The 25,165-nt window shown below is 39.4% G+C and carries 26 protein-coding genes; 25 read left to right on the top strand and 1 reads right to left on the bottom strand.

The features are described 5' to 3' along the window. Positions 1-35 precede the first annotated feature (35 nt). From AC1TO5_RS01675 to AC1TO5_RS01660, 4 genes are all read left to right on the top strand, one after another. Positions 36-428: a hypothetical protein gene (locus AC1TO5_RS01675; protein WP_482061051.1), complete on the top strand. Its 393-nt coding sequence runs from the start codon at positions 36-38 to the stop codon at positions 426-428. Positions 429-648: 220 nt separating this feature from the next. Beyond that, on the top strand, positions 649-1,353 hold the full coding sequence (locus AC1TO5_RS01670; protein ID WP_482061050.1) for a class I SAM-dependent methyltransferase: 705 nt from the start codon (positions 649-651) through the stop codon (positions 1,351-1,353). Positions 1,354-1,412: 59 nt separating this feature from the next. Beyond that, the gene (locus AC1TO5_RS01665) at positions 1,413-1,889 is read left to right on the top strand and encodes a hypothetical protein (protein WP_482061049.1); all 477 of its coding nucleotides are present in this window, start codon (positions 1,413-1,415) and stop codon (positions 1,887-1,889) included. Next, a complete protein-coding gene (locus AC1TO5_RS01660; protein WP_482061048.1) occupies positions 1,886-2,539 on the top strand; it encodes a carboxylesterase family protein in 654 nt (217 codons plus the stop codon). The genes AC1TO5_RS01665 and AC1TO5_RS01660 overlap by 4 nt, the downstream gene beginning before the upstream one ends. Positions 2,540-2,571: 32 nt before the next feature. Here the strand turns inward: AC1TO5_RS01660 and AC1TO5_RS01655 are convergent, their stop codons facing one another. After that, positions 2,572-4,119 carry a YifB family Mg chelatase-like AAA ATPase gene (locus AC1TO5_RS01655; protein ID WP_482061047.1) on the bottom strand — a complete coding sequence of 516 codons (1,548 nt, stop codon included), beginning with the start codon at positions 4,117-4,119 and terminating at the stop codon, positions 2,572-2,574. 371 nt (positions 4,120-4,490) lie between these two features. Here AC1TO5_RS01655 and sucC point away from each other — a divergent pair, with 371 nt between their 5' ends. The 21 genes from sucC to flgG all read left to right on the top strand — a co-directional run bounded on the left by sucC (position 4,491) and on the right by flgG (position 25,152). Then, positions 4,491-5,651, top strand: a complete 1,161-nt coding sequence (gene sucC / locus AC1TO5_RS01650; RefSeq protein ID WP_482061046.1) for an ADP-forming succinate--CoA ligase subunit beta — start codon at positions 4,491-4,493, stop codon at positions 5,649-5,651. A 51-nt stretch (positions 5,652-5,702) separates the two neighbouring features. Next, the gene (gene sucD, locus AC1TO5_RS01645) at positions 5,703-6,635 is read left to right on the top strand and encodes a succinate--CoA ligase subunit alpha (RefSeq protein WP_482061045.1); all 933 of its coding nucleotides are present in this window, start codon (positions 5,703-5,705) and stop codon (positions 6,633-6,635) included. Between the two features lie 184 nt (positions 6,636-6,819). Then, positions 6,820-7,944 carry a DNA-processing protein DprA gene (gene dprA / locus AC1TO5_RS01640; RefSeq protein WP_482061044.1) on the top strand — a complete coding sequence of 375 codons (1,125 nt, stop codon included), beginning with the start codon at positions 6,820-6,822 and terminating at the stop codon, positions 7,942-7,944. Positions 7,945-7,972: 28 nt separating this feature from the next. Beyond that, positions 7,973-10,063 (top strand): type I DNA topoisomerase, encoded by a 2,091-nt coding sequence (gene topA / locus AC1TO5_RS01635; RefSeq protein WP_482061043.1) that lies wholly within the window; start codon positions 7,973-7,975, stop codon positions 10,061-10,063. Between the two features lie 117 nt (positions 10,064-10,180). Beyond that, positions 10,181-11,500, top strand: coding sequence for an FADH(2)-oxidizing methylenetetrahydrofolate--tRNA-(uracil(54)-C(5))-methyltransferase TrmFO (gene trmFO / locus AC1TO5_RS01630; RefSeq protein WP_482061042.1), 1,320 nt, complete (start codon positions 10,181-10,183; stop codon positions 11,498-11,500). A gap of 84 nt (positions 11,501-11,584) precedes the next feature. Then, positions 11,585-12,130, top strand: a complete 546-nt coding sequence (hslV, locus tag AC1TO5_RS01625; RefSeq protein ID WP_482061041.1) for an ATP-dependent protease subunit HslV — start codon at positions 11,585-11,587, stop codon at positions 12,128-12,130. Positions 12,131-12,150: 20 nt separating this feature from the next. Then, complete coding sequence (hslU, locus tag AC1TO5_RS01620) at positions 12,151-13,554, top strand: ATP-dependent protease ATPase subunit HslU (RefSeq protein ID WP_482061040.1); 1,404 nt, start codon at positions 12,151-12,153, stop codon at positions 13,552-13,554. A 28-nt stretch (positions 13,555-13,582) separates the two neighbouring features. Then, complete coding sequence (codY, locus tag AC1TO5_RS01615; protein WP_482061039.1) at positions 13,583-14,350, top strand: GTP-sensing pleiotropic transcriptional regulator CodY; 768 nt, start codon at positions 13,583-13,585, stop codon at positions 14,348-14,350. A 213-nt stretch (positions 14,351-14,563) separates the two neighbouring features. Further along, complete coding sequence (gene flgB / locus AC1TO5_RS01610) at positions 14,564-14,983, top strand: flagellar basal body rod protein FlgB (protein ID WP_482061038.1); 420 nt, start codon at positions 14,564-14,566, stop codon at positions 14,981-14,983. 3 nt (positions 14,984-14,986) lie between these two features. After that, on the top strand, positions 14,987-15,445 hold the full coding sequence (flgC, locus tag AC1TO5_RS01605) for a flagellar basal body rod protein FlgC (RefSeq protein ID WP_482061037.1): 459 nt from the start codon (positions 14,987-14,989) through the stop codon (positions 15,443-15,445). Positions 15,446-15,471: 26 nt separating this feature from the next. Further along, positions 15,472-15,774, top strand: coding sequence for a flagellar hook-basal body complex protein FliE (fliE, locus tag AC1TO5_RS01600; protein ID WP_482061036.1), 303 nt, complete (start codon positions 15,472-15,474; stop codon positions 15,772-15,774). A 40-nt stretch (positions 15,775-15,814) separates the two neighbouring features. Next, complete coding sequence (fliF, locus tag AC1TO5_RS01595) at positions 15,815-17,398, top strand: flagellar basal-body MS-ring/collar protein FliF (RefSeq protein WP_482061035.1); 1,584 nt, start codon at positions 15,815-15,817, stop codon at positions 17,396-17,398. Positions 17,399-17,409: 11 nt separating this feature from the next. Then, positions 17,410-18,423 (top strand): flagellar motor switch protein FliG, encoded by a 1,014-nt coding sequence (fliG, locus tag AC1TO5_RS01590; RefSeq protein ID WP_482061034.1) that lies wholly within the window; start codon positions 17,410-17,412, stop codon positions 18,421-18,423. Next, positions 18,416-19,261, top strand: a complete 846-nt coding sequence (locus AC1TO5_RS01585; protein WP_482061033.1) for a FliH/SctL family protein — start codon at positions 18,416-18,418, stop codon at positions 19,259-19,261. Before fliG ends, AC1TO5_RS01585 begins: the two co-directional genes overlap by 8 nt. Then, positions 19,248-20,573 carry a flagellar protein export ATPase FliI gene (gene fliI / locus AC1TO5_RS01580; RefSeq protein ID WP_482061032.1) on the top strand — a complete coding sequence of 442 codons (1,326 nt, stop codon included), beginning with the start codon at positions 19,248-19,250 and terminating at the stop codon, positions 20,571-20,573. The genes AC1TO5_RS01585 and fliI overlap by 14 nt, the downstream gene beginning before the upstream one ends. Positions 20,574-20,580: 7 nt before the next feature. Beyond that, positions 20,581-21,027, top strand: coding sequence for a flagellar export protein FliJ (gene fliJ / locus AC1TO5_RS01575; protein ID WP_482061031.1), 447 nt, complete (start codon positions 20,581-20,583; stop codon positions 21,025-21,027). Between the two features lie 32 nt (positions 21,028-21,059). Further along, positions 21,060-21,965, top strand: coding sequence for a MotE family protein (locus AC1TO5_RS01570; protein ID WP_482061030.1), 906 nt, complete (start codon positions 21,060-21,062; stop codon positions 21,963-21,965). 27 nt (positions 21,966-21,992) lie between these two features. Continuing rightward, entirely contained in the window at positions 21,993-23,318 is a 1,326-nt protein-coding gene (locus tag AC1TO5_RS01565) for a flagellar hook-length control protein FliK (RefSeq protein WP_482061029.1), read from the top strand. A gap of 31 nt (positions 23,319-23,349) precedes the next feature. Beyond that, a complete protein-coding gene (locus AC1TO5_RS01560) occupies positions 23,350-23,883 on the top strand; it encodes a flagellar hook capping FlgD N-terminal domain-containing protein (RefSeq protein ID WP_482061028.1) in 534 nt (177 codons plus the stop codon). After that, on the top strand, positions 23,883-24,263 hold the full coding sequence (locus tag AC1TO5_RS01555; RefSeq protein WP_482061027.1) for a TIGR02530 family flagellar biosynthesis protein: 381 nt from the start codon (positions 23,883-23,885) through the stop codon (positions 24,261-24,263). Before AC1TO5_RS01560 ends, AC1TO5_RS01555 begins: the two co-directional genes overlap by 1 nt. Positions 24,264-24,339: 76 nt before the next feature. Continuing rightward, on the top strand, positions 24,340-25,152 hold the full coding sequence (flgG, locus tag AC1TO5_RS01550; RefSeq protein ID WP_482061026.1) for a flagellar basal body rod protein FlgG: 813 nt from the start codon (positions 24,340-24,342) through the stop codon (positions 25,150-25,152). Positions 25,153-25,165 lie beyond the last annotated feature (13 nt).

The following is a 25,165-nucleotide window of genomic DNA, read 5'->3' as shown; positions in this document are numbered from 1 at the left end:
TTGCAATGTCGATGTGAAAAGGGGATGTCATAAAGATGAAAATCGAAGATTATATTCAAAAACAGGAGAATAAGGGAAAGAAAATTCTTCAATCTCTAATTGTAATTAACTTGATTTTGTTCTCTTTAATTCTAGTACTGAGTATGATGAATGGCATTTTTAAGAACATGATAGGTTTAATCATAATGATAATTCTTTGTCTGTTTATTTATAAAGGTGGCAGTATAGCGAAGTGGATATATATAGTTATTAATTCATTAAACATAATTTCTTTATTCGGTGCTTTAATGTTTGGTCAAGTATTATCTAAAGCTCCAGCATTTCTTAATATTGCGACAATAATTATGTTATGTGTCTCTATTATTACAAGTATTGTTTTAATGTTTTCAAGTAGTGTTAAAGAATTTATGTATAAACAAAGAGATTGATTTAAGTAGTAATTCAAAAAAAGAAGAACTTCAAAACATTCAATTGAGTTGGAAATGTATCAAAAGTTAAAGTGTATTTCGATAGATACAGAGTACTGTCCGAGAATACAATTGATCTAATGAATAAGTGGATTATTAAACATGAAGAAGATTTCATTGATATCGTTTCATATTAGTTTGTGACAGAGATTAAAAGAATAATATGATGGAGCTGAATATAATGAAGCAGCTTGAAGAGATAAGATTGAATGAGAAGGTTTATCATGATCATTGTTACAGTCAAAACAAACTTTTTGAAGAAGGATCATGGTTAGGTAAACCCGCTAAAAATGTGATTGATGTAATGGATTCCTTTGAAGGACAAGATCATCTGAAAATATTAGATTTGGGTAGTGGTGTAGGAAGAAATAGTATACCTATTGCACAATATTATGGTCATCAGATTGAGAAAATAATTGGTGTAGATTTAATAGAATCAGCGAAACATTTTGCAGATCAATATGCAAAGCTATACTCTGTGGAAGATAAGATCGAAACGGTTGTGTCAGATATAAGTAATTTCGATATAGTTAAAGATGATTATAATTATATTTTTGCAGTATCAAGTCTTGAACATATTGAAAGTATAGAAGTATTTGAAGAGGTTATAGACCGTATTATCGAAGGAACAAGAACTAAAGGAATAAATGCATTTATAATAAGCACCAATATAACGGAGTATTCTTTAACAACCAATACTTTTCTAGAACCAAGCTATGAGATTTTATTTGAAACACAACAACTACTAGACATTTTAAATGGCAAATATGCAAGTTGGAATGTGATTAGACATGATATTAAGCCTTACGAAGTTGAAATTAATCGAAACGACGATCAGGTTTTGTTGAAAGGTGATGTTGTAACGTGGATCGTCAGTAAAAGCTGATTGAATATCAGAGTATGGAATAAGTAAGTGATATCAACTAGAAATGACAGGATGATAATATGAAGAAAAAATGGATAGTGAGTAGCATTATCGTAATTGTATTGATATCCGCTTTATATGATTATCATCGTCCGCGATATGTAGAGTTAAGTTTCAACAGTGTTATCTATTCAATTGACAGTAATTTCGAAAAATCGATTGTGGCCTCTATGAAAGGAGATCGATATAACAGTCGAATAGGGAACGGTATGTTTCTAGGTGAATTGAGCGTAGATGAAGATTTGAAGTACAATGTCAAACTGACCGAGGACGGTAATCGTTACGCAGGCACTATTATTACGAAGGATTCAAATAAAAATACTATAACCATTGGTTCAGTTGATGTTTCTCATGATTTAGATAAGATATGGATCCAATTGGATGATATAAATGAGCGATACTCTTTGTCAGAAGGTTATGGTTATGTAGCGGGTCCAGCTAGTACTGCAATTGAAGCAAAAGAGATAGCTAGAATGATCATAGAGGGGATAAAATGAAAAGAACTTATGGGGAATTTACAGATGAATTATCGGATATAGGTTATCAAATTCTAATTCCAGAAGATTATGATGCGCATTCCATGCAAAAATACCCAACGATACTTTTTTTGCATGGAACCGGAAGAAGAGGAACAGACTTATCCATCTTAGATGAGTATGGGATTAATAGGTATTGCGAAATGATTAAAGATATGAAATTCATCGTAATTACCCCACAATGTCGAAATGATAGCTCTTGGAATGAAGAAAAAAAGCTTGTAATTCGAATGTTGAAACAGTTAAGAGCTACATTCCCAATCGATGAAAACAGAGTATATCTATCTGGTTTCAGTATGGGTGGCAATGGAACATGGGAAATAGCGGTGACTGAGCCTGACTTATTTGCAGCCATAGCACCGATAGCTGGTTGGTATGAAGGCACAGATATTAATAAGTTGAACGATATGCCGATTTGGAATTTCCACGGTGAAGATGATGAAGTGGTATCTATCAGTGGATCTGAAACAATAATGAGTCAACTTACAACAAGTAAATCCGACGTTAAGTTCAGTAGATATAAAGACGTCAAACATGATGTTATGTATAGAGTATTAGAAAATAGAGAGCTGTACGAGTGGTTACTAACTCATAGAAAAAACAGAAAATAAAATGATAAGACCACCTCAAACTGGACATTCATCTACAGTTGTAGCTGAATGTCCAGTTTTCTATACTGAATAGCCTCCGCAACATGCTCTAACTGCACTTCCTCGCTATTTACAAGATCAGCGATCGTACGAGCGATTTTTATAATTCGATCATAACCGCGCATACTCATCCCTAGTGCTTGAAAGGCATTTTCAATCAATTCATGAGCTTCCTTAGGCAACTTTACTAATTGCTTAATTCCTTGCGTCGTCAACTCACTATTATAGTTAAATGCGTATTTACGATAACGATGCTGCTGTAGCTTAACTGCTTGCTCGACTAGCTCTCTCATTTGCAGCGAGGTCATAGCAAGATCTTCTTTCGATGGGATGAGCGAAGTAGGGCGCGCAACGTCGATCTGTAGATCGATCCGATCAAGCAGTGGTCCAGATAGCTTGGCTCGATAGCGATGAATCATCGCCTGTGTGCAAGTGCAGCTTTTTCCTTCACGTTCAAATCCATAAAACCCACAAGGACACGGATTATATGAAGCTGCTAACAGAAATGAAGCGGGAAAGGTAACATGATTTCTTGCTCTAGAGATCGAGACTGTATGCTCCTCCATCGGCTGGCGAAGCAACTCAAGTACCTGCCTGGAAAACTCGGGTAGCTCATCAAGAAAGAGCACACCATGATGAGAGAGAGTCACCTCGCCAGGCTTTGGAATACTGCCGCCTCCGATGAGACCTCCGACTGAAATAGAATGATGCGGAGAACGGAATGGTGGAGCGCTAATGAAGGCAGCGGTGTTCGGTAATAATTTACCTGCAACACTGTAGATTTTGGTAACTTCAAGTGCTTCAGCTTCTTGTAGCGGTGGCATAATACTTGGTAATCGCCGGATCAACATCGTTTTACCAACGCCTGGAGGGCCCGATATAATAATATTATGGCGACCCGCAGCTGCAATTAATAATGCGCGCTTTGCTTCTTGTTGTCCCACCACATCACTAATATCAATATCTTGCCTATAGGTTCTAGTAGATGAAGCGAGACCTCGTTCTTGCTCATGCAAAGCTAGTAATTCCGTTGATGGTATATAATTAATATTCTCTAATTCTCGTAAATTAGTAATAGGACATAGCAACAGCCCAGAAATAAGTGAAGCTTCATAGGTATTGACATGAGGTAGTATGATTTGTGTAATACCTGCTGCCTTAGCATATTCAAGCATGGCAAGAATGCCTTGAACTGGTCTAATATGACCATCGAGAGATAACTCACCGACAACTAATGTTGCTACTAGTTCGCATTTAATTTGCTTTGATGCTTTCAGTATGCCCGCTGCAATAGCCAGATCTAGCCCGGCACCTTCTTTTCTAAGATCAGCAGGTGCGAGATTGATCGTTATTCTTTCTAATGGAAACTGATAATTACTATTTCGAATCGCGGATCTAACGCGCTCGACCGATTCGCGGATCGCGGAGTCTGGCAATCCGACCACGCTGATTTGCGGGATCCCGCTCGTAATATCGACCTCGACCGTTATACCGCGTCCATTGACCCCGATAACAATAGCACTAGCAAGCGATGTATACATAAAAAGCACCCCCAATGGTTAGATTGGAGGTGCTTCCTCAAGTTATCTATTAACATAATAATAAATAGCACAACAGAGTTTGTCAATTAAAGGTTGAAAGGGGGAATTGCTCAAGATCAATGGTTGTCTGAATGGAAAACTTACGAAGTTAAAGCACCTTACTTAAAATGCAATTAAATCATGGGAATTAACTGAAAAAAAGGATATAACAGTAATAAAAATACAATGATATCAAAAAGAGATCATATTGATAGCAAAATAAGCTTACTATTTTTTTATAAATGAGAGCTTATCATGGAGAAAGATGTTACAATGTAAGCAGTTTCTTTGTACATATTACTGTCATAGTCAGTGAAATGGAGGATTTCAACATGAATATCCATGAGTATCAAGGTAAAGCTCTGCTTCAACAATATGGCGTATCCGTTCCCAAAGGGAAAGTAGCTTTCACAGTTGATGAAGCTGTACAAGCTGCGCAAGAGCTAGGGACTTCGGTAATTGTCGTTAAAGCCCAAATTCATGCAGGTGGCCGCGGTAAAGCCGGTGGAGTTAAAGTAGCAAAAAATCTTGACGAAGTTAGAGCTTATGCAAGTGAAATTTTAGGCAAGGTGCTAGTTACTCATCAAACTGGTCCAGAAGGTAAAGAAGTTAAGCGTCTTCTAATTGAAGAAGGCTGTGACATCAAGAAAGAGTACTATATTGGTGTAGTTCTTGATAATACGACAGGTCGCGTAACATTTATGGCTTCAGAAGAAGGCGGTACTGAGATTGAAGAGGTTGCTGCCAGTAATCCAGAGAAGATTTTCAAAGAAGTGGTTGATCCAGCAATTGGTTTACAAGCTTTCCAAGCTCGTAAATTAGCATATGCAATCAATATTCCGAACGAGCTAGTTAACAAAGCGGCGAAATTCATGCTTAGTTTATACAGCGCTTTCGTGGAAAAAGATTGCTCTATTGCTGAAATAAACCCTCTAGTTGTTACAGGTGATGGTAACGTAATGGCATTGGATGCGAAATTGAATTTCGATTCCAACGCTTTGTACCGTCATAAAGACATTTTAGAACTTCGTGATCTTGAAGAAGAAGATTCTAAGGAAATTGAAGCTTCCAAGTATGACCTTAGCTATATTGCACTTGATGGCGACATCGGTTGTATGGTTAATGGCGCAGGTCTTGCGATGGCGACAATGGATATTATTAAACATTACGGTGGAGACCCGGCTAACTTCCTAGATGTAGGGGGCGGTGCGACTACTGAAAAAGTAACAGAAGCGTTCAAAATCATTCTGTCTGATGAAAAAGTTAAAGGTATTTTCGTGAACATTTTTGGCGGCATTATGCGTTGTGATGTTATCGCAAACGGTGTGGTTGAAGCGGCTAAGCAAATCGGCCTAGATCGTCCACTTGTTGTTCGCTTAGAAGGAACGAATGTGGAACTAGGAAAGCAGATTCTTAATGAGTCTGGTCTGAATATTGTTGCGGCTGATTCGATGGCAGATGGCGCGCAAAAAATTGTAGCTCTAGTGAAATAGAACTACATTTCTCGATAAATTACACGAAAACATTCAGAGGATGTGAGATAAGTGGCTATTTTGGTTAATAAAGATACAAAAGTTATTACTCAAGGTATCACTGGTGCTACTGGTCTATTCCATGCAAAAGGTGCATTAGACTATGGCACACAAATGGTTGGTGGCGTTACACCTGGTAAAGGTGGCACATCAGTTGAGATAACACTTGAGAATGGTGATGTAGCTACATTGCCTGTATTCAATACGGTATCACAAGCGGTTGAAGCTACTGGTGCTACAGCATCAGTTATCTACGTACCGCCTGCTTTCGCTGCCGAAGCGATTATTGAGGCTGTTGATGCAGGTGTTGAGCTTGTTATCTGTATTACAGAAGGTATTCCTGTACTTGATATGGTTAATGTAAAACGTTATATGGAAGGTAAGGATTCCGTATTGATCGGTCCTAACTGCCCAGGCGTTATTACTCCAGGCGAGTGCAAAATCGGCATTATGCCAGGTTATATTCATACTCCTGGTCATGTAGGTGTAGTGTCTCGTTCTGGAACACTTACTTATGAGGCTGTTCATCAATTAACGACTCGCGGTATTGGTCAATCCTCCGCGATTGGTATCGGTGGAGACCCTGTTAAAGGATCTGAATTTATCGATATTTTGAGTCGCTTTAACGATGATCCTGACACTTATGCAGTTATTATGATCGGTGAGATCGGTGGAACTGCAGAAGAAGAAGCGGCTGAGTGGATCAAAGCGAATATGACGAAGCCAGTAGTTGGTTTCATTGGTGGTGCAACTGCTCCTCCAGGGAAGCGTATGGGACATGCAGGTGCGATTATTTCAGGTGGTAAAGGAACTGCTGCTGAAAAAATCACTACGCTTGAAGCATGTGGAGTTAAAGTAGCTCCTACACCATCGGAGATGGGTTCAACTCTAGTATCTGTACTAGAAGAACAAGGTCTACTTGAAAAATGTACAACTGTGAAATAAACATATAAATCTGTAAGGCAAGCAGCCTTATCTCTTTCAATTGAAAGGGGTAAGGCTGCTTTTTTAATGAAGTTTTTAGAAAATTTAAGCAATTTATCGAGCAAGACTTGCAATCTGCCTCTATATTAAGGCACAATATGAGAGTACTAGTGCAAGATCTTGTTCATAGAAGAGGAGTATTTATATGAACAATGATCAATATAAGCACTTTATGATCGAGCTTTCTGAAATCGTAGGTGTTGGTTGGCATACTATGAAGCTAATTATAGATAATGATCTCCATGCGGAAGATGAATGGTCTATTGAACAATTACGGAAGCTTGGCGTAAAGGCACAAATAGCGGAGCGATTACAGCAATTTCGGAGTGGCTATACGTATGGGGAAATTGCAGAGCGTGAAGTTCATCAACAAAAGCATCGTTATTATTGTATTACGTACTGGGATGAACAATATCCTGAAGCTTTGAAACAAATTGCACAGCCACCTTGGATTCTATATGTACGTGGACGGCTAGAATTGCTTCAGAGGCGATCATTAGCTATTGTTGGCACTAGATATCCTACGAGCTATGGAAAGCAGTGTACAAAGCTTTTCAGTGGACAGTTTGCAGAGCAAGGTTTAACGATTGTAAGTGGTTTTGCCAATGGTGTAGATACGATTGCCCATAAAGCAGCTTTGTCTTACAGTAGTTCAACGATTGCCATATTACCGACAGCAATAACACAATGCTATCCTGCTAATAATTATGAACTATATGAGCGAGTTGGAGAAGAAGGCTTGCTTATTTCTGAAAGTGTACATGCTTCACCTATTCATCCTGGTCAGTTTCATCAGCGTAATCGAATTATAGCCGGATTAAGTCTCGCTTCTATTATAATAGAAGGAGAACGTAAAAGTGGCTCGATGATTACAGCGAGGCATGCACTTGATATGGATCGAGAATTATTTGCTGTACCTGGACCTATTCATTCAGCTAAAAGTGAAGGGCCAAACTTTCTTATTCAGAATGGATATGCTAGAATGCTATTGTCCTCACAACAATTGTTTGAGGAGCTATCATGGTTGAAAGATAATGTGAATAGTCAAAATGCAAATGAAATGAAGCAACTTACGAAGAGCAAATTATTAGATGAATTGTCCGAGGATGAAGTTAAAATTGTTACATTGCTGAGAGAAAATTCGCTCTCGATTAATGAAATTTCTAACCTTACTAACATTCCGTTTGGACATTTGAACGTTCTTCTGCTAAATTTATGTATAAAACAATTGATAGAACAACATCCAGGTTCAATATATATTGCACTGTAATTTGTATCTAACAGAGGAGGCACCTCGTATGGCAGATTCGTTAGTCATTGTAGAATCACCCGCCAAAGCCAAAACGATTGGTAAGTATTTAGGTAGTAAATATATTGTAAAAGCGTCTATGGGACATATTCGTGACTTACCTAAAAGTCAAATTGGTGTTGAAGTGGAGAATGATTTTAACCCGAAATACATTACGATTCGCGGTAAAGGTAGTGTATTGAAGGAATTGAAAGATGCAAGTAAAAAAGTGAAAAAAGTCTATCTCGCAGCCGATCCCGATCGCGAAGGAGAAGCGATTGCATGGCATTTGGCTCATTATTTGAATATCGATGAGACGGAACCTTGTCGTGTAGTATTCAATGAAATTACAAAGCAGGCAGTCAAGGATGCTTTCAAGACGCCACGCGCTATTAATATGGACTTAGTGAATGCACAGCAGGCTAGACGTATTCTTGACAGATTAGTAGGTTACAAAATTAGTCCGCTATTGTGGAAAAAAGTAAAAAAAGGGCTTTCAGCTGGACGTGTGCAATCCGTTACAGTGAAGATGATTCTCGATCGAGAGCATGAGATTGATGCTTTTATTCCTGAAGAATATTGGTCGATTACGGCAAAGCTTGAACATCAGAAGCAAAAATTCGAAGCGAAGTTCTATGGTTTGAACGGTAAGAAGAAAGAACTTGCCAATCGGGATGATGTAGATGAAGTGCTGAATGTGATGACAGCTGATCAGTTTACTGTAGCTGAAGTGAAAGAGAAAGAGCGCTTAAGAAATCCTTCGCCACCTTTCATCACGAGTTCATTGCAACAGGAAGCGGCCCGTAAGCTTGGTTTCCGAGCTTCTAAGACGATGAGTGTTGCACAACAGCTTTACGAAGGTGTGGAGCTTGGTAAGGAAGGTACAGTCGGTTTGATTACGTATATGAGAACGGATTCTACTCGTATCTCTCCAATCGCTCAAGAAGAGGCTCGCGAATACGTGACTAACAAATACGGTGCTACATTCATGCCGGATGAGCCAAGGCAATATTTGAAGAAAAATAGCAATGCCCAAGATGCCCATGAAGCGATTCGACCTACTTCGATCCTTCGTGATCCAGAGACGATGAAGCCTTTCTTGTCACGTGATCAATTTAGATTATACAAACTCGTATGGGATCGTTTTGCTGCAAGTCAGATGTCTTCAGCTGTGTTAGATACGATGACCGTTGATTTTAATAGTGGTTCAGCAACGTTCCGTGCAACAGGCTCTAAAATTAAATTCGCAGGCTTTATGAAAGTATATGTGGAAGGTAATGATGATGATACGGTAGAAGAGTACACTTTTCTACCTGCTCTAGCTGTTGGAGACAAGCTTGCACCAGAAGTGATTGATCCGAAGCAGCATTTTACGCAACCACCTCCAAGATATACGGAAGCGCGATTGGTTAAAACGCTGGAAGAATTGGGAATTGGTCGTCCTAGTACGTACGCTCCTACATTAGAAACAGTCCAAAAGCGTGGCTACGTGGTAATGGAGGAGAAAAAGTTCTTCCCTACGGAACTAGGCGAATTAGTCATTCAATTGATGGAAGAGTTTTTCCCTGAAATTTTGAATGTCGAGTTCACTGCCAATATGGAAGGTAATCTTGACCATGTAGAAGAAGGAACGGAAGATTGGATCAAAATATTAGCTGACTTTTATGAAACTTTTGAGAAGCGATTAGAAGTGGCAGAAGAAGAAATGAAAGAAATAGAAATTCAAGATGAAGTATCCGAAGAAATATGTGAGAAATGTGGTAAGTTTTTAGTATATAAAATGGGACGATTTGGACGATTTTTAGCTTGTTCTGGATTCCCAGATTGTAGAAATACTAAACCAATCGTGAAAGATATAGGGATTACATGTCCGAAATGTAATAAAGGACATATTGTCGAGAGACGGAGCAAAAAGGGAAGAATCTTCTTCGGTTGTGTCACCTATCCAGAGTGCGATTATGTTTCTTGGGATAAACCAACGAATAAACCTTGTCCCAATTGCAACGAGGTGGTTGTCGAAAAACGCAACCGAAGCGGCGCTAAATTGAAATGCGTCAGTTGTGATTTCTCGGAAGAAATTATCGAGGATGATAACGACTAACTATAATATCGTTATATATAAGATCTATATGTAACGTCATTGTCCTCCCATGTATTGGGAGGATATTGTCTTTCTACACTTGAAATTTGAAAATGTGATCTGAGAGGATGAAATAGATTGAGTAATCAGAAAGTCATTGTTGTGGGTGCAGGTCTTGCAGGTAGTGAAGCGGCTTGGCAAATCGCGGAGCAAGGTGTTGAAGTGATTTTATACGAGATGCGCCCAGTAACAAAAACTCCTGCGCACCATACCAATCAATTTGCAGAGTTAGTATGTAGTAATAGTTTGCGTGCGAATGGATTAAGCAATGCGGTTGGTGTATTGAAGGAAGAAATGCGTATGCTTGATTCCATTATTATAAGTAGTGCTGATCAACATGCAGTACCAGCTGGTGGTGCATTAGCTGTTGACCGTGATGGTTTTTCTGGTGAAATTACGAATCGTCTACGTAATCATCCGCTTATCGAAGTTCGTAATGAAGAAGTGACAGAAATTCCTGAAGATGGAATCGTTGTTATCGCTACGGGGCCATTAACAGCAGAATCATTGTCTAAGCAAATCCAAGGATTACTTGGTGAGGAATACTTCTACTTTTATGATGCGGCAGCTCCAATCATTGACAAAGATTCGATTGATATGGATAAAGTATATTTGGCGTCGCGCTATGATAAAGGTGAAGCAGCGTATCTGAATTGTCCGATGACGGAGGATGAGTTCAATGCTTTCTATGATGCATTGATAACGGCTGAAGTTGCTGAGTTAAAGGAATTTGAGAAAGAAGTATACTTCGAAGGTTGTATGCCTGTCGAGGTATTGGCGACTCGTGGTAGACAAACATTGTTATTTGGAGCACTTAAGCCAGTAGGTCTTGTAAATCCTCATACAGGTAAATTACCACATGCTGTTATTCAACTTCGTCAAGATAATGCAGCAGGAACATTATATAATATGGTTGGCTTCCAAACGCATTTGAAATGGGGAGAGCAAAAACGCGTCTTCTCCATGATCCCAGGACTTGAAAATGCGGAGTTTGTCCGCTTTGGTGTTATGCACCGAAATACATTTATTAATTCACCGAGTCTTATGAAAGCTACATACCAAACGAAGCAAAGAGAAAATTTATTCTTTGCAGGTCAGATGACTGGTGTCGAAGGATATGTTGAATCTGCAGCATCAGGATTAATCGCCGGAATTAATGCGGCTAAGCTAGCAAAAGGCGAACCATTAGTTCAATTGCCTGTCCAATCTGCACTTGGAAGCATGGCCGAGTACATTACAACGGCAGATTTCAAACATTTTCAACCAATGAACGCAAACTTTGGTCTGTTTCCACCACTTGAGAATAAAATTCGAAATAAGAAGGAAAAAAATGAGGCGATTGCAAATCGTGCATTAGAGTATATTCAACAGTTTAAGGATGAGCATTTAGGTAGATAATCCCAGTCAATGCTTTCGAAGTAACTTTTCGTAATCGAGAAGATATTCTGGAAGCACACAAAAAGTTTGAAGGAGGCGTAAAAGATGGAAATGCAATTTCATGCGACAACGATTTGTGCGGTAAGACACAATGGCAAAGGCGCTATTGCAGGTGATGGTCAGGTGACATTTGGTAATTCTATGATCATGAAGGGAACGGCAAAGAAGGTTCGTCGTTTGTATCGTGGTCAAGTGGTATCAGGTTTTGCTGGTTCTGTTGCAGATGCGATTACATTGTTTGAGAAGTTTGAAGCTAAGCTGGAAGAACATCATGGTAATTTGCAGCGTGCAGCGGTTGAACTTGCTAAAGAATGGCGTTCAGATCGTGTCCTTCGCAAATTGGAAGCGATGATGATCGTAATGGACAAAAGTGGAATGTTATTGATTTCAGGGAATGGTGAGATCATTGAACCTGATGACGATGTCATTGCTATTGGATCAGGAGGATCCTTTGCGTTATCGGCTGCAAGAGCGATGAAACGTCATGCTCCTGATATGGAAGCGAAGGATATTGCTCATGGAGCTTTAGAGATTGCAGCAGAAATATGTGTGTATACTAATCACAATATTGTGGTAGAAGAAATATTATAGAGTAGCGGAGGCGATGAGGTATGGAAACACAAGCTCTGACACCGCGTCAAATTGTTGCGGAACTAGATAAGTATATTGTAGCTCAGAAGGATGCAAAACGTTCAGTAGCGGTAGCATTGCGTAATCGATATCGCAGAAGTATGTTAGATGAAAGTCTGCGAGATGAGATTGTGCCGAAAAACATTCTAATGATCGGTCCAACAGGAGTAGGTAAGACAGAAATCGCAAGACGTCTTGCGAAATTAGTGAAGGCACCGTTCGTAAAAGTGGAAGCGACTAAATTTACTGAAGTTGGGTATGTTGGTCGTGATGTTGAGTCGATGGTCCGTGATTTGGTTGAAGTTGCCATTCGTATGGTGAAAGTTGAAAAAACAGAAGTTGTTAAAGCGGAAGCTGAAAAACTTGCTAATGAGCGTATCGTCGAACTGTTGGCTCCTTCACAAGCAAAGCCTAAGGCTAACAAAAATCCATTTGAAATGTTGTTCGGTGGTAATAATTCTGATGATTCTGCCAATGACAACGATTCAGAGGTCGATCATGGATTGGCAGAACGACGTGCCAATGTAAAAGCTGATCTTGCAGCAGGCAAGCTTGAGAATGAGCAAATTACAATTGAAGTTGAAGATAATTCGCCTAATATGATGGATATGTTAAATGGTCAAGGGTTGGAGAACTCAGGAATGAATATGCAAGATATTTTAGGTTCATTAATGCCGAAGAAACCTAAAAAGCGAAAGCTACCTGTAAAGGAAGCAAGAAAAGTACTCATTCAAGAAGAGGCTACTAAGCTGATCGATATGGATGAAGTTATTTCAGAATCCGTTATTCGCGCAGAGCAAAGTGGTATTATTTTTATCGATGAAATTGATAAAATTGCTGCGCCGTCCCGTGGCTCAGGACCGGATGTGTCACGCGAAGGCGTTCAAAGGGATATACTTCCAATCGTGGAAGGTTCAACGATTATGACGAAGTATGGCCCTGTTAGAACGGACTATGTGCTGTTTGTTGCAGCTGGTGCATTCCATATTGCCAAACCTTCAGATCTAATTCCGGAGCTACAAGGACGTTTCCCGATTCGTGTCGAATTAACTTCACTGACGGAAGAAGATTTCGTTAACATTTTGACGGAACCGAAAAATGCTTTAACAAAGCAGTATACAGCGCTGTTGGAAACTGAAGGTATTAAAATTGATTTTACAGAAGATGCGATTAAAGAAATAGCTAAAATCGCGGCAGATGTCAATCGTAATATGGAAAATATTGGTGCTAGAAGATTGCATACTATTCTGGAGAAGTTATTGGAAGATCTTTCATTTGAAGCTCCAGAATTAACGTTGGAGCATATGCAGATTACTCCTGAATATGTTAGAGCCAAGCTAGGGGATATTGCAAAAGATCGTGATTTGAGTCAATACATTTTGTAGCAGTAATAGATTTGGGAGGCAATCAGTAATGAGTTTATTGAATAAGACACGAACCTTGAATCGGTTATTACAACGTGCAGCTGGTAAATCAGTTAATTTTAGAGAGATGGCTGAAGTGCTTTGCACAACGATTCAGTCTAACGTGTTCGTTGTTAGTCGTCGCGGTAAAGTGCTTGGTTGTGCTGCATTGGATATTTATGCCCATGATTATTTAAGAGCGCTTAACTCTGATGAACTAAGATTTTCTAATGAAATGAATAAATTGTTCTTAAAAGTCGAAGAAACAAACACCAATGCTTCAATGGAAAAAATGGATTCTGAGATAATTCTCAGAATCGGCGAGCAAGAAAACATGACTATTGTCCCTATTATTGGTGGAGGGGATCGTCTCGGTACATTATTGCTCACGCGAGTGAGTGCGCAGTTTACAGACGATGATCTAGTTCTTGCGGAGTATGGTAGTACAATAGTTGGAATGGAAATATTGCGAGAACGAAGTGAAGAAATTGAACAAGAAGCACGTAGCAGAGCAGTTGTTGCTGTTGCAATTGGTTCATTATCCTATAGCGAATTGGAAGCTGTTGAACATATTTTTGAAGAGCTTGACGGGAAAGAAGGGCTACTTGTAGCATCCAAAATAGCTGACCGCGTAGGCATTACACGCTCTGTTATTGTCAATGCACTCCGCAAGTTAGAAAGTGCAGGAGTTATTGAAACCCGCTCTTTGGGAATGAAAGGTACTTACATTAAAATATTAAATATACAATTGTTACAGGAACTAAAAAAGAATAAATAATGATTTGTGTATTAACCATTCCAAAAGCCCTACTGAATTTATAAAATAGGGCTTTTTTCTTATTGAAAAATAATGAATAATTCTAGATTATTATAGATACATCTTTCGACGAAATATTATAAAATTTTAATATTTTTTGTTGTTAAATAGAGGAATTTGACATATGTGCGTGGAATGAGAAGAGGATGAGCAATTAGGAAAGTGGTGAAATGAATGAAATTATTGAATAGTACCTCCTTTCAAAGAATGGAATCAGCACTATATTCTGCTGAAGCAAGGCAACGTGTAATTTCTAATAACATCGCCAATTCAGAAACTCCAAACTTCAAAAGATCAGAGCTTCTTTTCGAAGAGTTAATTGCAGATGCAATGGGTACTGACACTGGACGATCCTTGCAAGGTCAAACAACTAACGAACGTCATATTGCCATTAACGGTGGGAAGCTTGGTTTACCAACTCCTAAGCTCGTAACAGATACGACTACAGCAATGAATGCAACCACGAATAATAATGTTGATCATGATGCGGAAATGACTTTACTTGCCAAAAATCAATTAAATTATAATATGTACGTTCAGCAGCTTAATCATCAGTTTTCAATGATGAGAATTGCGATCACAGGGGGGAGATAATAGGTGAAAATCTCTAATGGCTTTGACATTAGTGCGTCCGCTTTAACAGCAAACCGCATGAGAATGGATGTTATTTCATCAAATGTTGCTAATGCACAAACAACAAGAGGTAGCTTTGTAAATGGTGAATATGTTCCATACAAGAGGAAAATGGTGGTTATGGATTCAAATGCGTCATCATTTGCGTCCGTCCTTAATAATACATTGAATGGAAAGCAAGCAAGCAAAATGTTAAGTGGTGTAACTGTGACAAAAATCATAGAAGACTCTTCGCCAACTAAGTTAGTTTATAATCCGACACATCCTGATGCTAATGCAGATGGCTATGTTAATATGCCTAATGTTGATACAGCGACGGAGATGGTTGATATGATAGCTGCTTATCGGGCTTATGAATCGAACGTAACTGCTCTTAATGCTACGAAATCAATGTTTATGAAAGCTCTTGAAATTGGAAGATAGGTTCACACTAAGAATGGAGGCAAAACATGATTGATTCAATTTCCAGTATAAGTTTGCAACAAATTAAAAGTATAAATGCAGCGCCTACTGAAAAGAGTACTGCTGAAATTACGAAGTCTTTTGGACAGTTTCTGAATGATGCATTAGAAAGTGTGTCTGCGCAAGAAGCAGAAGTACATGCTAAAAATGATTTGTATCTAGCGGGTAAAGTGGATGCTACTGAAGTATTGATTTCTGCGAGTCAAGCTCAGCTAAGTTTACAATTAACCTCACAGATCCGCGATAAAGCAGTAACTGCGTATCAAGAAATTATGCGGATCCAAATCTAAGTTTGTTGAGACTAGCATAGAACTCAGATGAGGTGAAAACGTGAACGAAAGAATCGCCCAGTATATTAATAAGGCTAAAAGTGCTTTTCAACAAATGGGTAGAAAACAAAAAATATGGCTAGGTGCTTCGCTAGCCGGTTTGGTCGTAGCGATCGTGCTTGCGACTGTTATTTTCACGAGGACTGAATACGAGGTTGCTTTCAATAACTTGGATGCAACGGATTCAGCTGCAATTATTACATATTTGGAATCAGCAGCTATCCCTTATAAGCTAGATGCGATGGGAACGTCCATCTCTGTTCCTACGAAAGATGCTGTTAAAGCAAAAATTGCAATTGGTTCTGAAGGTATGATTCAAAATGGATCAATTGGATTTACTGAATCGTTCGGAATTGGTAGCTCTACACTTGGCACAACGGAAAATGAATTTAATGTAAAATATCAAAATGCGGTTAATGGAGAAGTTCAAAAGTTATTAAATGGACTTCAAGGTGTTCAAAGCTCTAAAGTACTCATTAATGTACCGAAAGAGAGTGTTTTCCTGACTACGGATGAGCAAAGTAAGCCTTCAGCAGCGATCGTACTTAATTTTGCAACTGGCTACCGCCCTACACAAGCTGAAATCGATGGATATTTCAATTTGGTAAAGTCATCAGTAGCAGGACTTGAAGTAAGTGCTATTAATATCAATAGTCAACAATTAGGAGAGCTGACGTCATCAGCTACTAATGACTTGTTAAGTAGCAGCTCGAATTTAATAGAAACACAATTTAAAGTGCAAAAAATGTATGAGCAAGATGTGAAAACTAGCGTTCAGCAATACTTAAGCCAAATTTACGGAGTAGACAATATTGTTGTTAGTATTTCTAGTAGCTTGAATTTCGATAAGAAATCTAGTCAAGAAAGTCTTGTTTTACCTCTTGAGAACAATAATAATAACGGTATTATTATTAGCGAAGAAAATAATTCAAGTTCTTCTACTAACACAAGTGGTACATCAGGTGGAGTAGTTGGTACGGGTGAAACGGATGTTCCAACTTATCAAACATCTACCAATGATGGTGAAAGTAGTTCGGAATCTAACTCTAGCATTACAAATTATGAAGTTAATAGAGTAGATAGTATTATAGAGTCTGCGCCTTATGTCGTTAAAGATCTATCCATTAGTGTAGGCTTTGAGACTTCAGAGTTAGCTGACGCAGCGGAACAAGCTGCAATTACAAGCTATTTAACTAGCTTTGTAAGAAGTCAATTAGCGAATTCAGGCCAAAACGTGGAAAATGATGAAATTTTGAACAAAAAAGTGACGCTTATTGCACGTAATTTCACTACCACGGAAGTTGAAACTTCAGGGGCTGGAATATCTCTTGGTTGGTTGATCGGTATTGGTTTGCTTGCGTTAGCTGCTATTGTTGCTTTAGTAGTCGTAGTTTCTCGTCGTCGTAAAGCGGCTAGAGAAGAAGAACAAGTATTCGACGACATTCCAGAAAGACCTGCATTTGAAGCCATTGATTTTGATACGTTACAAAATGATAGTCAAGCTCGTAAAAATCTAGAGACACTTGCCAAACGCAAACCTGACGATTTCGTCAACTTGCTTCGTACCTGGCTAGTAGATGAATAGAGGTGCTGTAATTGTCGAAATTTTCTCAAGGATTGTCTGGTCGTCAAAAGGCAGCGATTTTATTAATCACACTAGGACCAGAAGTGTCCGCACAAATTTTCAAGCATCTACGTGATGATGAAATTGAGCAATTAACGCTTGAAATCGCTAATGTTAGGAAAGTTGATAGTACTGATAGAGATAATATATTGACCGAATTTAATCAAATATGCATGGCTCAAGAGTATATTTCTCAAGGCGGTATCGCATATGCGAAGGAAATTTTGGACAAGGCATTAGGCGAAGACAAAGCGAAAGAAGTATTGACACGCTTAACAGCGACACTTCAAGTTAGACCTTTCGACTTTGCACGAAAAGCTGATCCGGCTCAAATTTTAAACTTTATTCAAAATGAGAATACACAGACGATTGCCTTAGTGCTATCGTATCTTCAGTCTGAACAAGCATCAACGATTCTATCGTCACTACCGCAAGACAAGCAAGCGGATGTAGCGAAACGAATTGCGATGATGGATAGTACTTCACCTGAAGTGATTACTCAAATTGAACATATATTAGAGCAAAAACTATCTTCAACAGTTACTCAGGATTATACAAATGCCGGTGGTATCGATTCTATTGTTCAAATATTGAATGGTGTTGACCGTGGTACCGAACGTACTATTCTTGATGCGCTTGAAATTCAAGATCCTGAACTTGCTGAAGATATCAAAAAACGTATGTTTGTATTTGAAGATATTGTTAGTATCGACAATCGTTCCATTCAAAGAATTATTCGTGATGTGGAAAATGGAGACCTACAACTTGCACTTAAAGTATCTAGTGAAGAAGTACGTGAAGCAATTTTCCGCAATATGTCCAAACGTATGGCTGAGACCTTCCAAGAAGAAATGGAATTCATGGGACCTGTTCGTTTGCGTGACGTTGAAGAAGCACAAACACGCATCGTTGCAATTATAAGAAGACTAGAGGAATCTGGTGAAATTATTATTGCTCGCGGCGGAGGGGATGATATCATTGTCTAATCTAATCAAGTCTTCTCATGTTATGACGTTGGATGAACTTAAAAAGTTGCGCTGGAATAATCAACATTTTCCGCAACATGAAGAAACTGATAGAGAAGAGACAATTGAACCAGTTGAAGAGGGACCAGATGAGGCTACGATATCTTTGCGTGATCAAATCGTTTCTGATGCCATGGCTACAGCAGAAGCACGCATAAGTGAAGCAGCTGTTGAATGTGAAAAGTTGCTTGAGGATGCTAATGCACAGATCGAAGTATGGTGGCTTGAGAAACGCAATGAGGATGAAGCAATTAAAGAGCAGCATCAGGCAGAAGGACATCAACAAGGTTATCAGTCCGGTATGGTACAAGCACAGCAAGAAGTGAGAACAGAATGGGAACAGAATCTTGAAGAAGCTTCTACGATATTGAAGGATGCTTATCGAACGAGAGAGCAAATTATCCAAGAGGCCGAACCATTTATCGTTGAATTAAGTTGTAGTATTGCTGAGAAAATCATTGGCAAACAGCTTACGCTAGAACCAGAGATGGTATTAGAGATTATAACGAGAACACTTTCACGTAGACGTGAGCAGGGTGAAATTACATTATGTGTATCGCCTGCGAACTTATCTTTTGTGCAAGCAGCGCGTGAAGAACTGAATGCAACAATTGATTCTCAAGCAGAATTAGTCATTATTCCAGATTCATCGGTAAAAGATGAAGGCTGTGTTATACGTTCTAAGTTCGGTAGTATAGATGCTAGAATCGATACTCAACTTTCAGAGATTAAGAGAGAATTACTTTTGGTCGCACATCAGAGCATTGAAGAAAGAGGTCAAACTAATGACACCGATTAATTTGGAAATGGATAAGTATCGAGATCATCTGAAAAATATCGATCCAGTTCGTATTAACGGTAAAGTTACTCAAGTTATCGGCCTCACAGTAGAATCACAAGGTCCCGACGCTAGTATTGGAGATCTATGTTATATCTATCCTACAAAATCATCGAAGCCGTTGAAGGCAGAGGTCGTTGGATTTAGAGAAAATAAGGTTATTCTTATGCCTTTAGGTGAATTACATGCGATTAGTCCTGGCTGCGATGTGGTAGGAACCGGTAAGCCGCTTACCGTTAAAGTCGGCTCAGAACTATTAGGGAAAGTGTTAGATGGCTTAGGTAATCCATTGGATGGTAGTTTTTTGCCTAGTAGAATGCCTAACTATTCCACGCATAGTCCGCCTAATAATCCACTAGCGAGACCTCGTGTATCTAAGCCACTTGGTATCGGTGTTAAGGCAATTGACGGTTTGTTGACCGTTGGTGTAGGACAACGTGTTGGTATATTTGCTGGTTCAGGAGTAGGGAAAAGTACACTACTTGGTATGATTGCTAGAAATACTACAGCCGATGTCAATGTAATCGCCTTAATCGGTGAGCGTGGACGTGAAGTGCTAGAGTTCATAGAGAAGGATCTAGGTCCAGAAGGGCTAGCACGTTCGGTTGTTATTGTGGCGACATCTGATCAACCTGCATTGATTCGAATGAAGGGTGCAATGATTGCTACATCAATAGCTGAATATTTCCGTGATCGTGGTTTGAACGTGATGTTGATGATGGACTCTGTAACACGTTATGCAATGGCTATGCGTGAAGTCGGTCTAGCAATAGGTGAACCGCCAGCTACAAGGGGCTATACACCTTCTGTATTTGCCGCATTACCTAAGTTGTTGGAACGAGCAGGGACAGGTAAGAAGGGTTCTATTACCGCCTTCTACACTGTTCTAGTAGATGGTGATGATATGAATGAACCAATTGCCGATGCCGTACGTGGAATTTTAGATGGTCATATCGTATTAAGTCGTCAACTTGCTCATAAGGGGCATTATCCTGCTTTAGATGTCTTACAATCTGTCAGTCGTGTTATGAATGAAATTGTTACAGATGAACAGTTAGATGCTGCGAATGAGTTGAAGAGGCTTCTAGCAATCTATCGTGAATCAGAGGATTTAATAAATATTGGTGCGTACCAAAAAGGCTCAAATCAAAATATTGATATGGCCATTGAATATATTGATTCAATCAACGAGTTTACGAGACAACGTACGAATGACAAAATTACGTTAGAAGAAACTCAAGAGAAATTAATTGCTAACTTTGGTAGGAGTTGATTAATCAATGGCATTCTTTAAATATACTTTTCAAAAGATAGTAGATTTGAAAAGTAGTGAAAAAACGCAGGCTGAATGGATTTTGTCAGACGCGCTAGCAGAACTTAGAGCCCAGCAAGCACTTCTTGAACAATACTTGCAAGAGAAAAAAAGTTGGGAATTGAAGTTAGAGCAATCTGTGCTCACAGCTATACCTTTATCAGAAGTACTTATTATAAATCAATATATTGAGTACTGCGCGGAAAGTATTAAGCTTAAGCAACAAGATATTATGAATGCCGAACGGAAAGTATTCCAGAAACGTCAAGAACTTGCATCAAAGATGAAGGAAGAAAAGGTTTGGGATAAAGCAAAAGAACATGCTTTCGACAAGTTTAAGTACGAAACTCAGTTGAAGGAACAAAATGAATTAGACGAGATGGCTTCCATCCGTTTTATGTCACCAACCTCATAAGAGAGAAACGCCTGTAAAGGGAGTGAATGGAATTGGCAGCCATAGATGAGGAAAAGCAAGAAACTAGTTTTATCGAACGATTAATGTTTTTCTTACTTCCAATTATATTTTTAATTGTGCTAATAGGTGTAGTGTTGACGTTATTTAATATTGATTTTCGTAATGGTGCAATTAAAGTAGGTCAGGATATTCCGATTATACGTAATTTCTTACCTGAACCAACAGAGGGATCTACTGGATCAGATAATAGCGTACGTAATGATAAGTTAACTGAAAAGATTACTGCGCTAGAAGCGGAACTTGCTACAGCAAGAACACAATTTGCTGAGACTACAACTGAGCAGACATCACAAGAAAGTACAATTACATCGTTACAAGCGGAAAATGATCTTTTGAAGCAAAGCGTAGCAGAATCAAAGCTTACGGATGAAGATTATACTGCCCGTATTGTTGAGCTAGCTAGTATGTTTGCTAAGATGACACCTAGTAAAGCAGCACCAATTATGCAAAGTATGTCACTTGATGAAATGGCATTGTTATTCAGTCAAATGCGTGCAGAGGATCGCGTTCGTATTATGGAGAAAATGACGCCACAAATCGCAGCTGATGTTACATTAAGGCTGAAAGACAATGATTCTGTGTTGAATATGGAACTTGCGGCACTTCAGTCACAAGTGAAGAAACTTCAAGCATCGACAGCATCGACGGCGACAGATTCACAAGTAACTGATGCCGAGCTTGCTGCTACATTCTCAGCAATGGAGCCTAAAGCTGCAGCTGATATGCTAGTGAAAATGATGGATATTAGCTCAAGCAAAGTGCTACGTATTTTGAAGGCAAGCAGTAGTAGTGCTCGATCTGCTATTTTAGAGGAAATATCGGCAGTGAATAAAAACACAGCAGCAAATCTCGCAACCAAACTTATGCAAGATTCATAATCCTTTTATGTGGAAGGAGGTGAAAAATTGGAACTGTTAAATGTACTTACTACGGGCGCAGTGATGGGGACGGTTAATCCTTCTCAGGCAGCAACGTCAGTAGAGGGAACAACCTTTCAAAATCAACTAGTGCAAATCGTTAACGGTCAAGCTGCAAATGCTGGAGCGACTGAAGGAGCAATGACCACTGGACCATTAACTCAATTAGTAAGTAGCGTGCCTGTACTAGTAGAAGAGACATTAACGACGCAAGAGTTAGATCAGCTTGTTGAAAATTTGTTAGATCAGTTGGAGACATTGAAAGATGCCGAGCTAACTGGCGATCAACTTAATATGTTGGACGGGTTAATGCAACAGCTTGCAGCGCTTTTACAAGTTATTACGCTTCAAAATGAGCAGCCTGCGATATCATTCGATGCGAATGTAAATTCAACGCTTATTGCAACTACTCAATCTACTATGCAATATGATGCAATTACAAAGCTTCAAGATCAGCTATTATTGTTGCAGCAAGCATTGCAAGAAGGTTCGACGAAGATGCTTCAAGGGAAGCAACCAGAGGTTGTTATTACGAATCAACTTCAGCAGTTGAAAACATCTCTTGATGACCTAGTCAAGCAATTGAACGCGAAGCAAGGCGAAGCTAGCCAAGCCATTACTTCTCCATTCGTAGCTGCAGTGAAAGCGGACAGTGCATTATCTCATCTACAGCGATTGTCACAGGAAGTCGGATATACAAATATAACGACATCTGTAACGAATCAGACGGAGGTAACTACTCAAGCTGAGGGCGATGAAGTACAAAGTCAACCAACAACAGCATTAGCGATGTTGAAAGCTGATAATGTGAAAGAATTCTTGCCTCAGTTAGCGAAAACTGGAGCATCAACACCATCTGCATTCGTACTAGCTAGTGAGTTTACTGACACGATGAAAGGTCTTATTGTAGAGAAGTTTAACATCTCTTCGTTGAATGGTGTGACAGAAGCTAGACTAATGCTAACGCCTGAAAATTTAGGTCATGTTGATGTTAGAATATCTATGCAAAATGGTATTTTGACGGCAATATTCCAGGCTGAAACAGCGATGGGTAAAGATGCATTGGAAAATCAAATGGTGCAATTACGTGCTTCTCTAGCGTCTCAAGGAATTGCGGTTGAGAAAATTGAAGTAACGCAAGGGGCATTTGCAGCGCAGCTATCGCAACAGCAGAAGCAAGGTAGTCAACAGCATTTACAAGATCAGAGTAGTCAGCAACGTAATCATGGCGATGAAAACTTTGAAGAAGAGTTGGTTACGAATGCGTCACATCGAGAACTAGGCTACGGTCGTGCAGTCAATGAAATGGTGTAATACACCCAATTGTTGAATGGAGGTGAAAATAATGACAAGTTCAGTTACGTCAGTATGGCCAAACTATGATAAATCTAATGTAAGTAAAGCGGCTGCAAAATCGAATGAAATGGGTAAAGATCAGTTTCTAAGTATTCTAGTTGCACAACTACGCAACCAAGATCCTATGAATCCGATGAGTGATACAGATTTTATTGCCCAGATGGCTCAATTTACATCTGTTGAGCAGCTATCGAATATGGCAGGCGAACTTGCGTTGATCCGTCAGAACATTGGATCTGCTTCTAGCTTAATTGGAAAAACAGTTACTTGGAATGAATTTGATGAAACAGGCAAAGTAATTCAAAGGAGTGGCGTAGTAGATTCGATTATTTCACAAGATAGTTTACTGTATGTTGAAGTCGGTGGTGCACGTATTGGTATCGACTTTGTCGGTCAAATTTCAGAGACAAAACCTGATACAGTTGAGCCCGATGAATCTACAGAAGAAACTCCTGAAGTTCCTGAAGACGGTTCTATTGAAACACCTGAGGATGACTCTTCTAACGGAGAGGTGACACCATAATGAGTGATGTTATTAAAGTAGGTCATTTATACCCGATGCAGGTTAATCCAACTGCATTATCAAATAGTGCTCGTGGACAACAATCCGCTGATACGACGAAGTTTTCTGATGTATTGGATGGTGCGATGTTGAAGTTCAGTCATCATGCTGAACTACGAATGGCACAAAGAGGCATTAAACTGCCAAGTGAAGGTTTAACGCAAATTAGCCAAGCAGTAGATTCGGCAGCTCAAAAAGGTGCCAAAGATTCATTGATCGTCTATCGCGATATCGCGATGATCGTGAATGTGCCAACTAGAACGGTTGTGACGGCGCTAGATGGCGGACAACTTAAAAGCAATGTGTTTACCCAGATAGATAGTGCGATCATCTTGAACTAGGCTGGACCGATAAGGGAGCCTCTAGCTGTTGACCGATTGATACAGCTAATAATAAGAACTTGGGAGGATTATAAAAATGCTAAGATCGATGTACTCTGGTGTTTCAGGAATGAAAGGCTTTCAAACAAAACTTGATGTCATTGGTAACAATATTGCTAACGTAAATACTGTAGGATTCAAAGCTGGTCGCGTCATGTTCTCAGATATTTTGAGTCAATCAATTAGTGGTGTTACCGCTCCGGAAGAAGGAGCAAGTGGTGGTGTTAATGCGAAGCAGGTCGGTCTAGGCGTTACGATCTCTGCTATCGACACGATTCATAGTCCTGGTAGTGCGATGACGACGAATCAACCAACAGATTTGCGGATTGATGGCGATGGGTTCTTCGTTGTTTCTGCTGGCGATGGAACAGAGCAGATGCTAACTCGTGCAGGTAACTTCGTACTTGATGGTAATCGTCAACTTGTTAATGGCGATGGACTATTCGTGCTTGGATCAGATGGCGCGCCAATTGTTCTAGATGAAGAAATTACAGCTTTCTCTATTGCTCAAGATGGTACTGTTATCGGTGTAACTGCTGATGGTCAAGTAGAAGTTGCTCAGATTGGTGTTGTTAAAGTAGTGAATCCAGGTGGCTTAGAGAAGCTTGGTGGTAGTTTGTACCGTATGACAGTGAATGCTAACCCAGACGGTGAGATGGAAATTATCGCACCTAATGATGCTGAGCTAGGTACAGGTGCAATTATTGCAGGTCAATTAGAAATGTCTAACGTCGATCTAACATCTGAATTTGCAGAAATGATTATAGCACAACGTGGTTTCCAGGCTAACTCAAGAATCATCACTACTTCCGATGAAATCTTACAAGAGGTCGTTAACTTGAAACGATAATCACTTAATAGTT

Source organism: Paenibacillus sp. Y930 (assembly GCF_056786375.1).
This window is presented reverse-complemented; position numbering and strand designations above follow the sequence as displayed.

Excerpts from the sequence above, each read along its gene's own strand:
- AC1TO5_RS01675 (WP_482061051.1), top strand. The coding sequence starts at position 36 with ATGAAAATCGAAGATTATATTCAAAAACAGGAGAATAAGGGAAAGAAA.
- AC1TO5_RS01670 (WP_482061050.1), top strand. The coding sequence starts at position 649 with ATGAAGCAGCTTGAAGAGATAAGATTGAATGAGAAGGTTTATCATGAT.
- AC1TO5_RS01665 (WP_482061049.1), top strand. The coding sequence starts at position 1,413 with ATGAAGAAAAAATGGATAGTGAGTAGCATTATCGTAATTGTATTGATA.
- AC1TO5_RS01660 (WP_482061048.1), top strand. The coding sequence starts at position 1,886 with ATGAAAAGAACTTATGGGGAATTTACAGATGAATTATCGGATATAGGT.
- AC1TO5_RS01655 (WP_482061047.1), bottom strand. The coding sequence starts at position 4,119 with ATGTATACATCGCTTGCTAGTGCTATTGTTATCGGGGTCAATGGACGC.
- sucC (WP_482061046.1), top strand. The coding sequence starts at position 4,491 with ATGAATATCCATGAGTATCAAGGTAAAGCTCTGCTTCAACAATATGGC.
- dprA (WP_482061044.1), top strand. The coding sequence starts at position 6,820 with ATGAACAATGATCAATATAAGCACTTTATGATCGAGCTTTCTGAAATC.
- topA (WP_482061043.1), top strand. The coding sequence starts at position 7,973 with ATGGCAGATTCGTTAGTCATTGTAGAATCACCCGCCAAAGCCAAAACG.
- hslV (WP_482061041.1), top strand. The coding sequence starts at position 11,585 with ATGGAAATGCAATTTCATGCGACAACGATTTGTGCGGTAAGACACAAT.
- hslU (WP_482061040.1), top strand. The coding sequence starts at position 12,151 with ATGGAAACACAAGCTCTGACACCGCGTCAAATTGTTGCGGAACTAGAT.
- codY (WP_482061039.1), top strand. The coding sequence starts at position 13,583 with ATGAGTTTATTGAATAAGACACGAACCTTGAATCGGTTATTACAACGT.
- flgB (WP_482061038.1), top strand. The coding sequence starts at position 14,564 with ATGAAATTATTGAATAGTACCTCCTTTCAAAGAATGGAATCAGCACTA.
- fliE (WP_482061036.1), top strand. The coding sequence starts at position 15,472 with ATGATTGATTCAATTTCCAGTATAAGTTTGCAACAAATTAAAAGTATA.
- fliI (WP_482061032.1), top strand. The coding sequence starts at position 19,248 with ATGACACCGATTAATTTGGAAATGGATAAGTATCGAGATCATCTGAAA.
- fliJ (WP_482061031.1), top strand. The coding sequence starts at position 20,581 with ATGGCATTCTTTAAATATACTTTTCAAAAGATAGTAGATTTGAAAAGT.
- AC1TO5_RS01560 (WP_482061028.1), top strand. The coding sequence starts at position 23,350 with ATGACAAGTTCAGTTACGTCAGTATGGCCAAACTATGATAAATCTAAT.
- AC1TO5_RS01555 (WP_482061027.1), top strand. The coding sequence starts at position 23,883 with ATGAGTGATGTTATTAAAGTAGGTCATTTATACCCGATGCAGGTTAAT.
- flgG (WP_482061026.1), top strand. The coding sequence starts at position 24,340 with ATGCTAAGATCGATGTACTCTGGTGTTTCAGGAATGAAAGGCTTTCAA.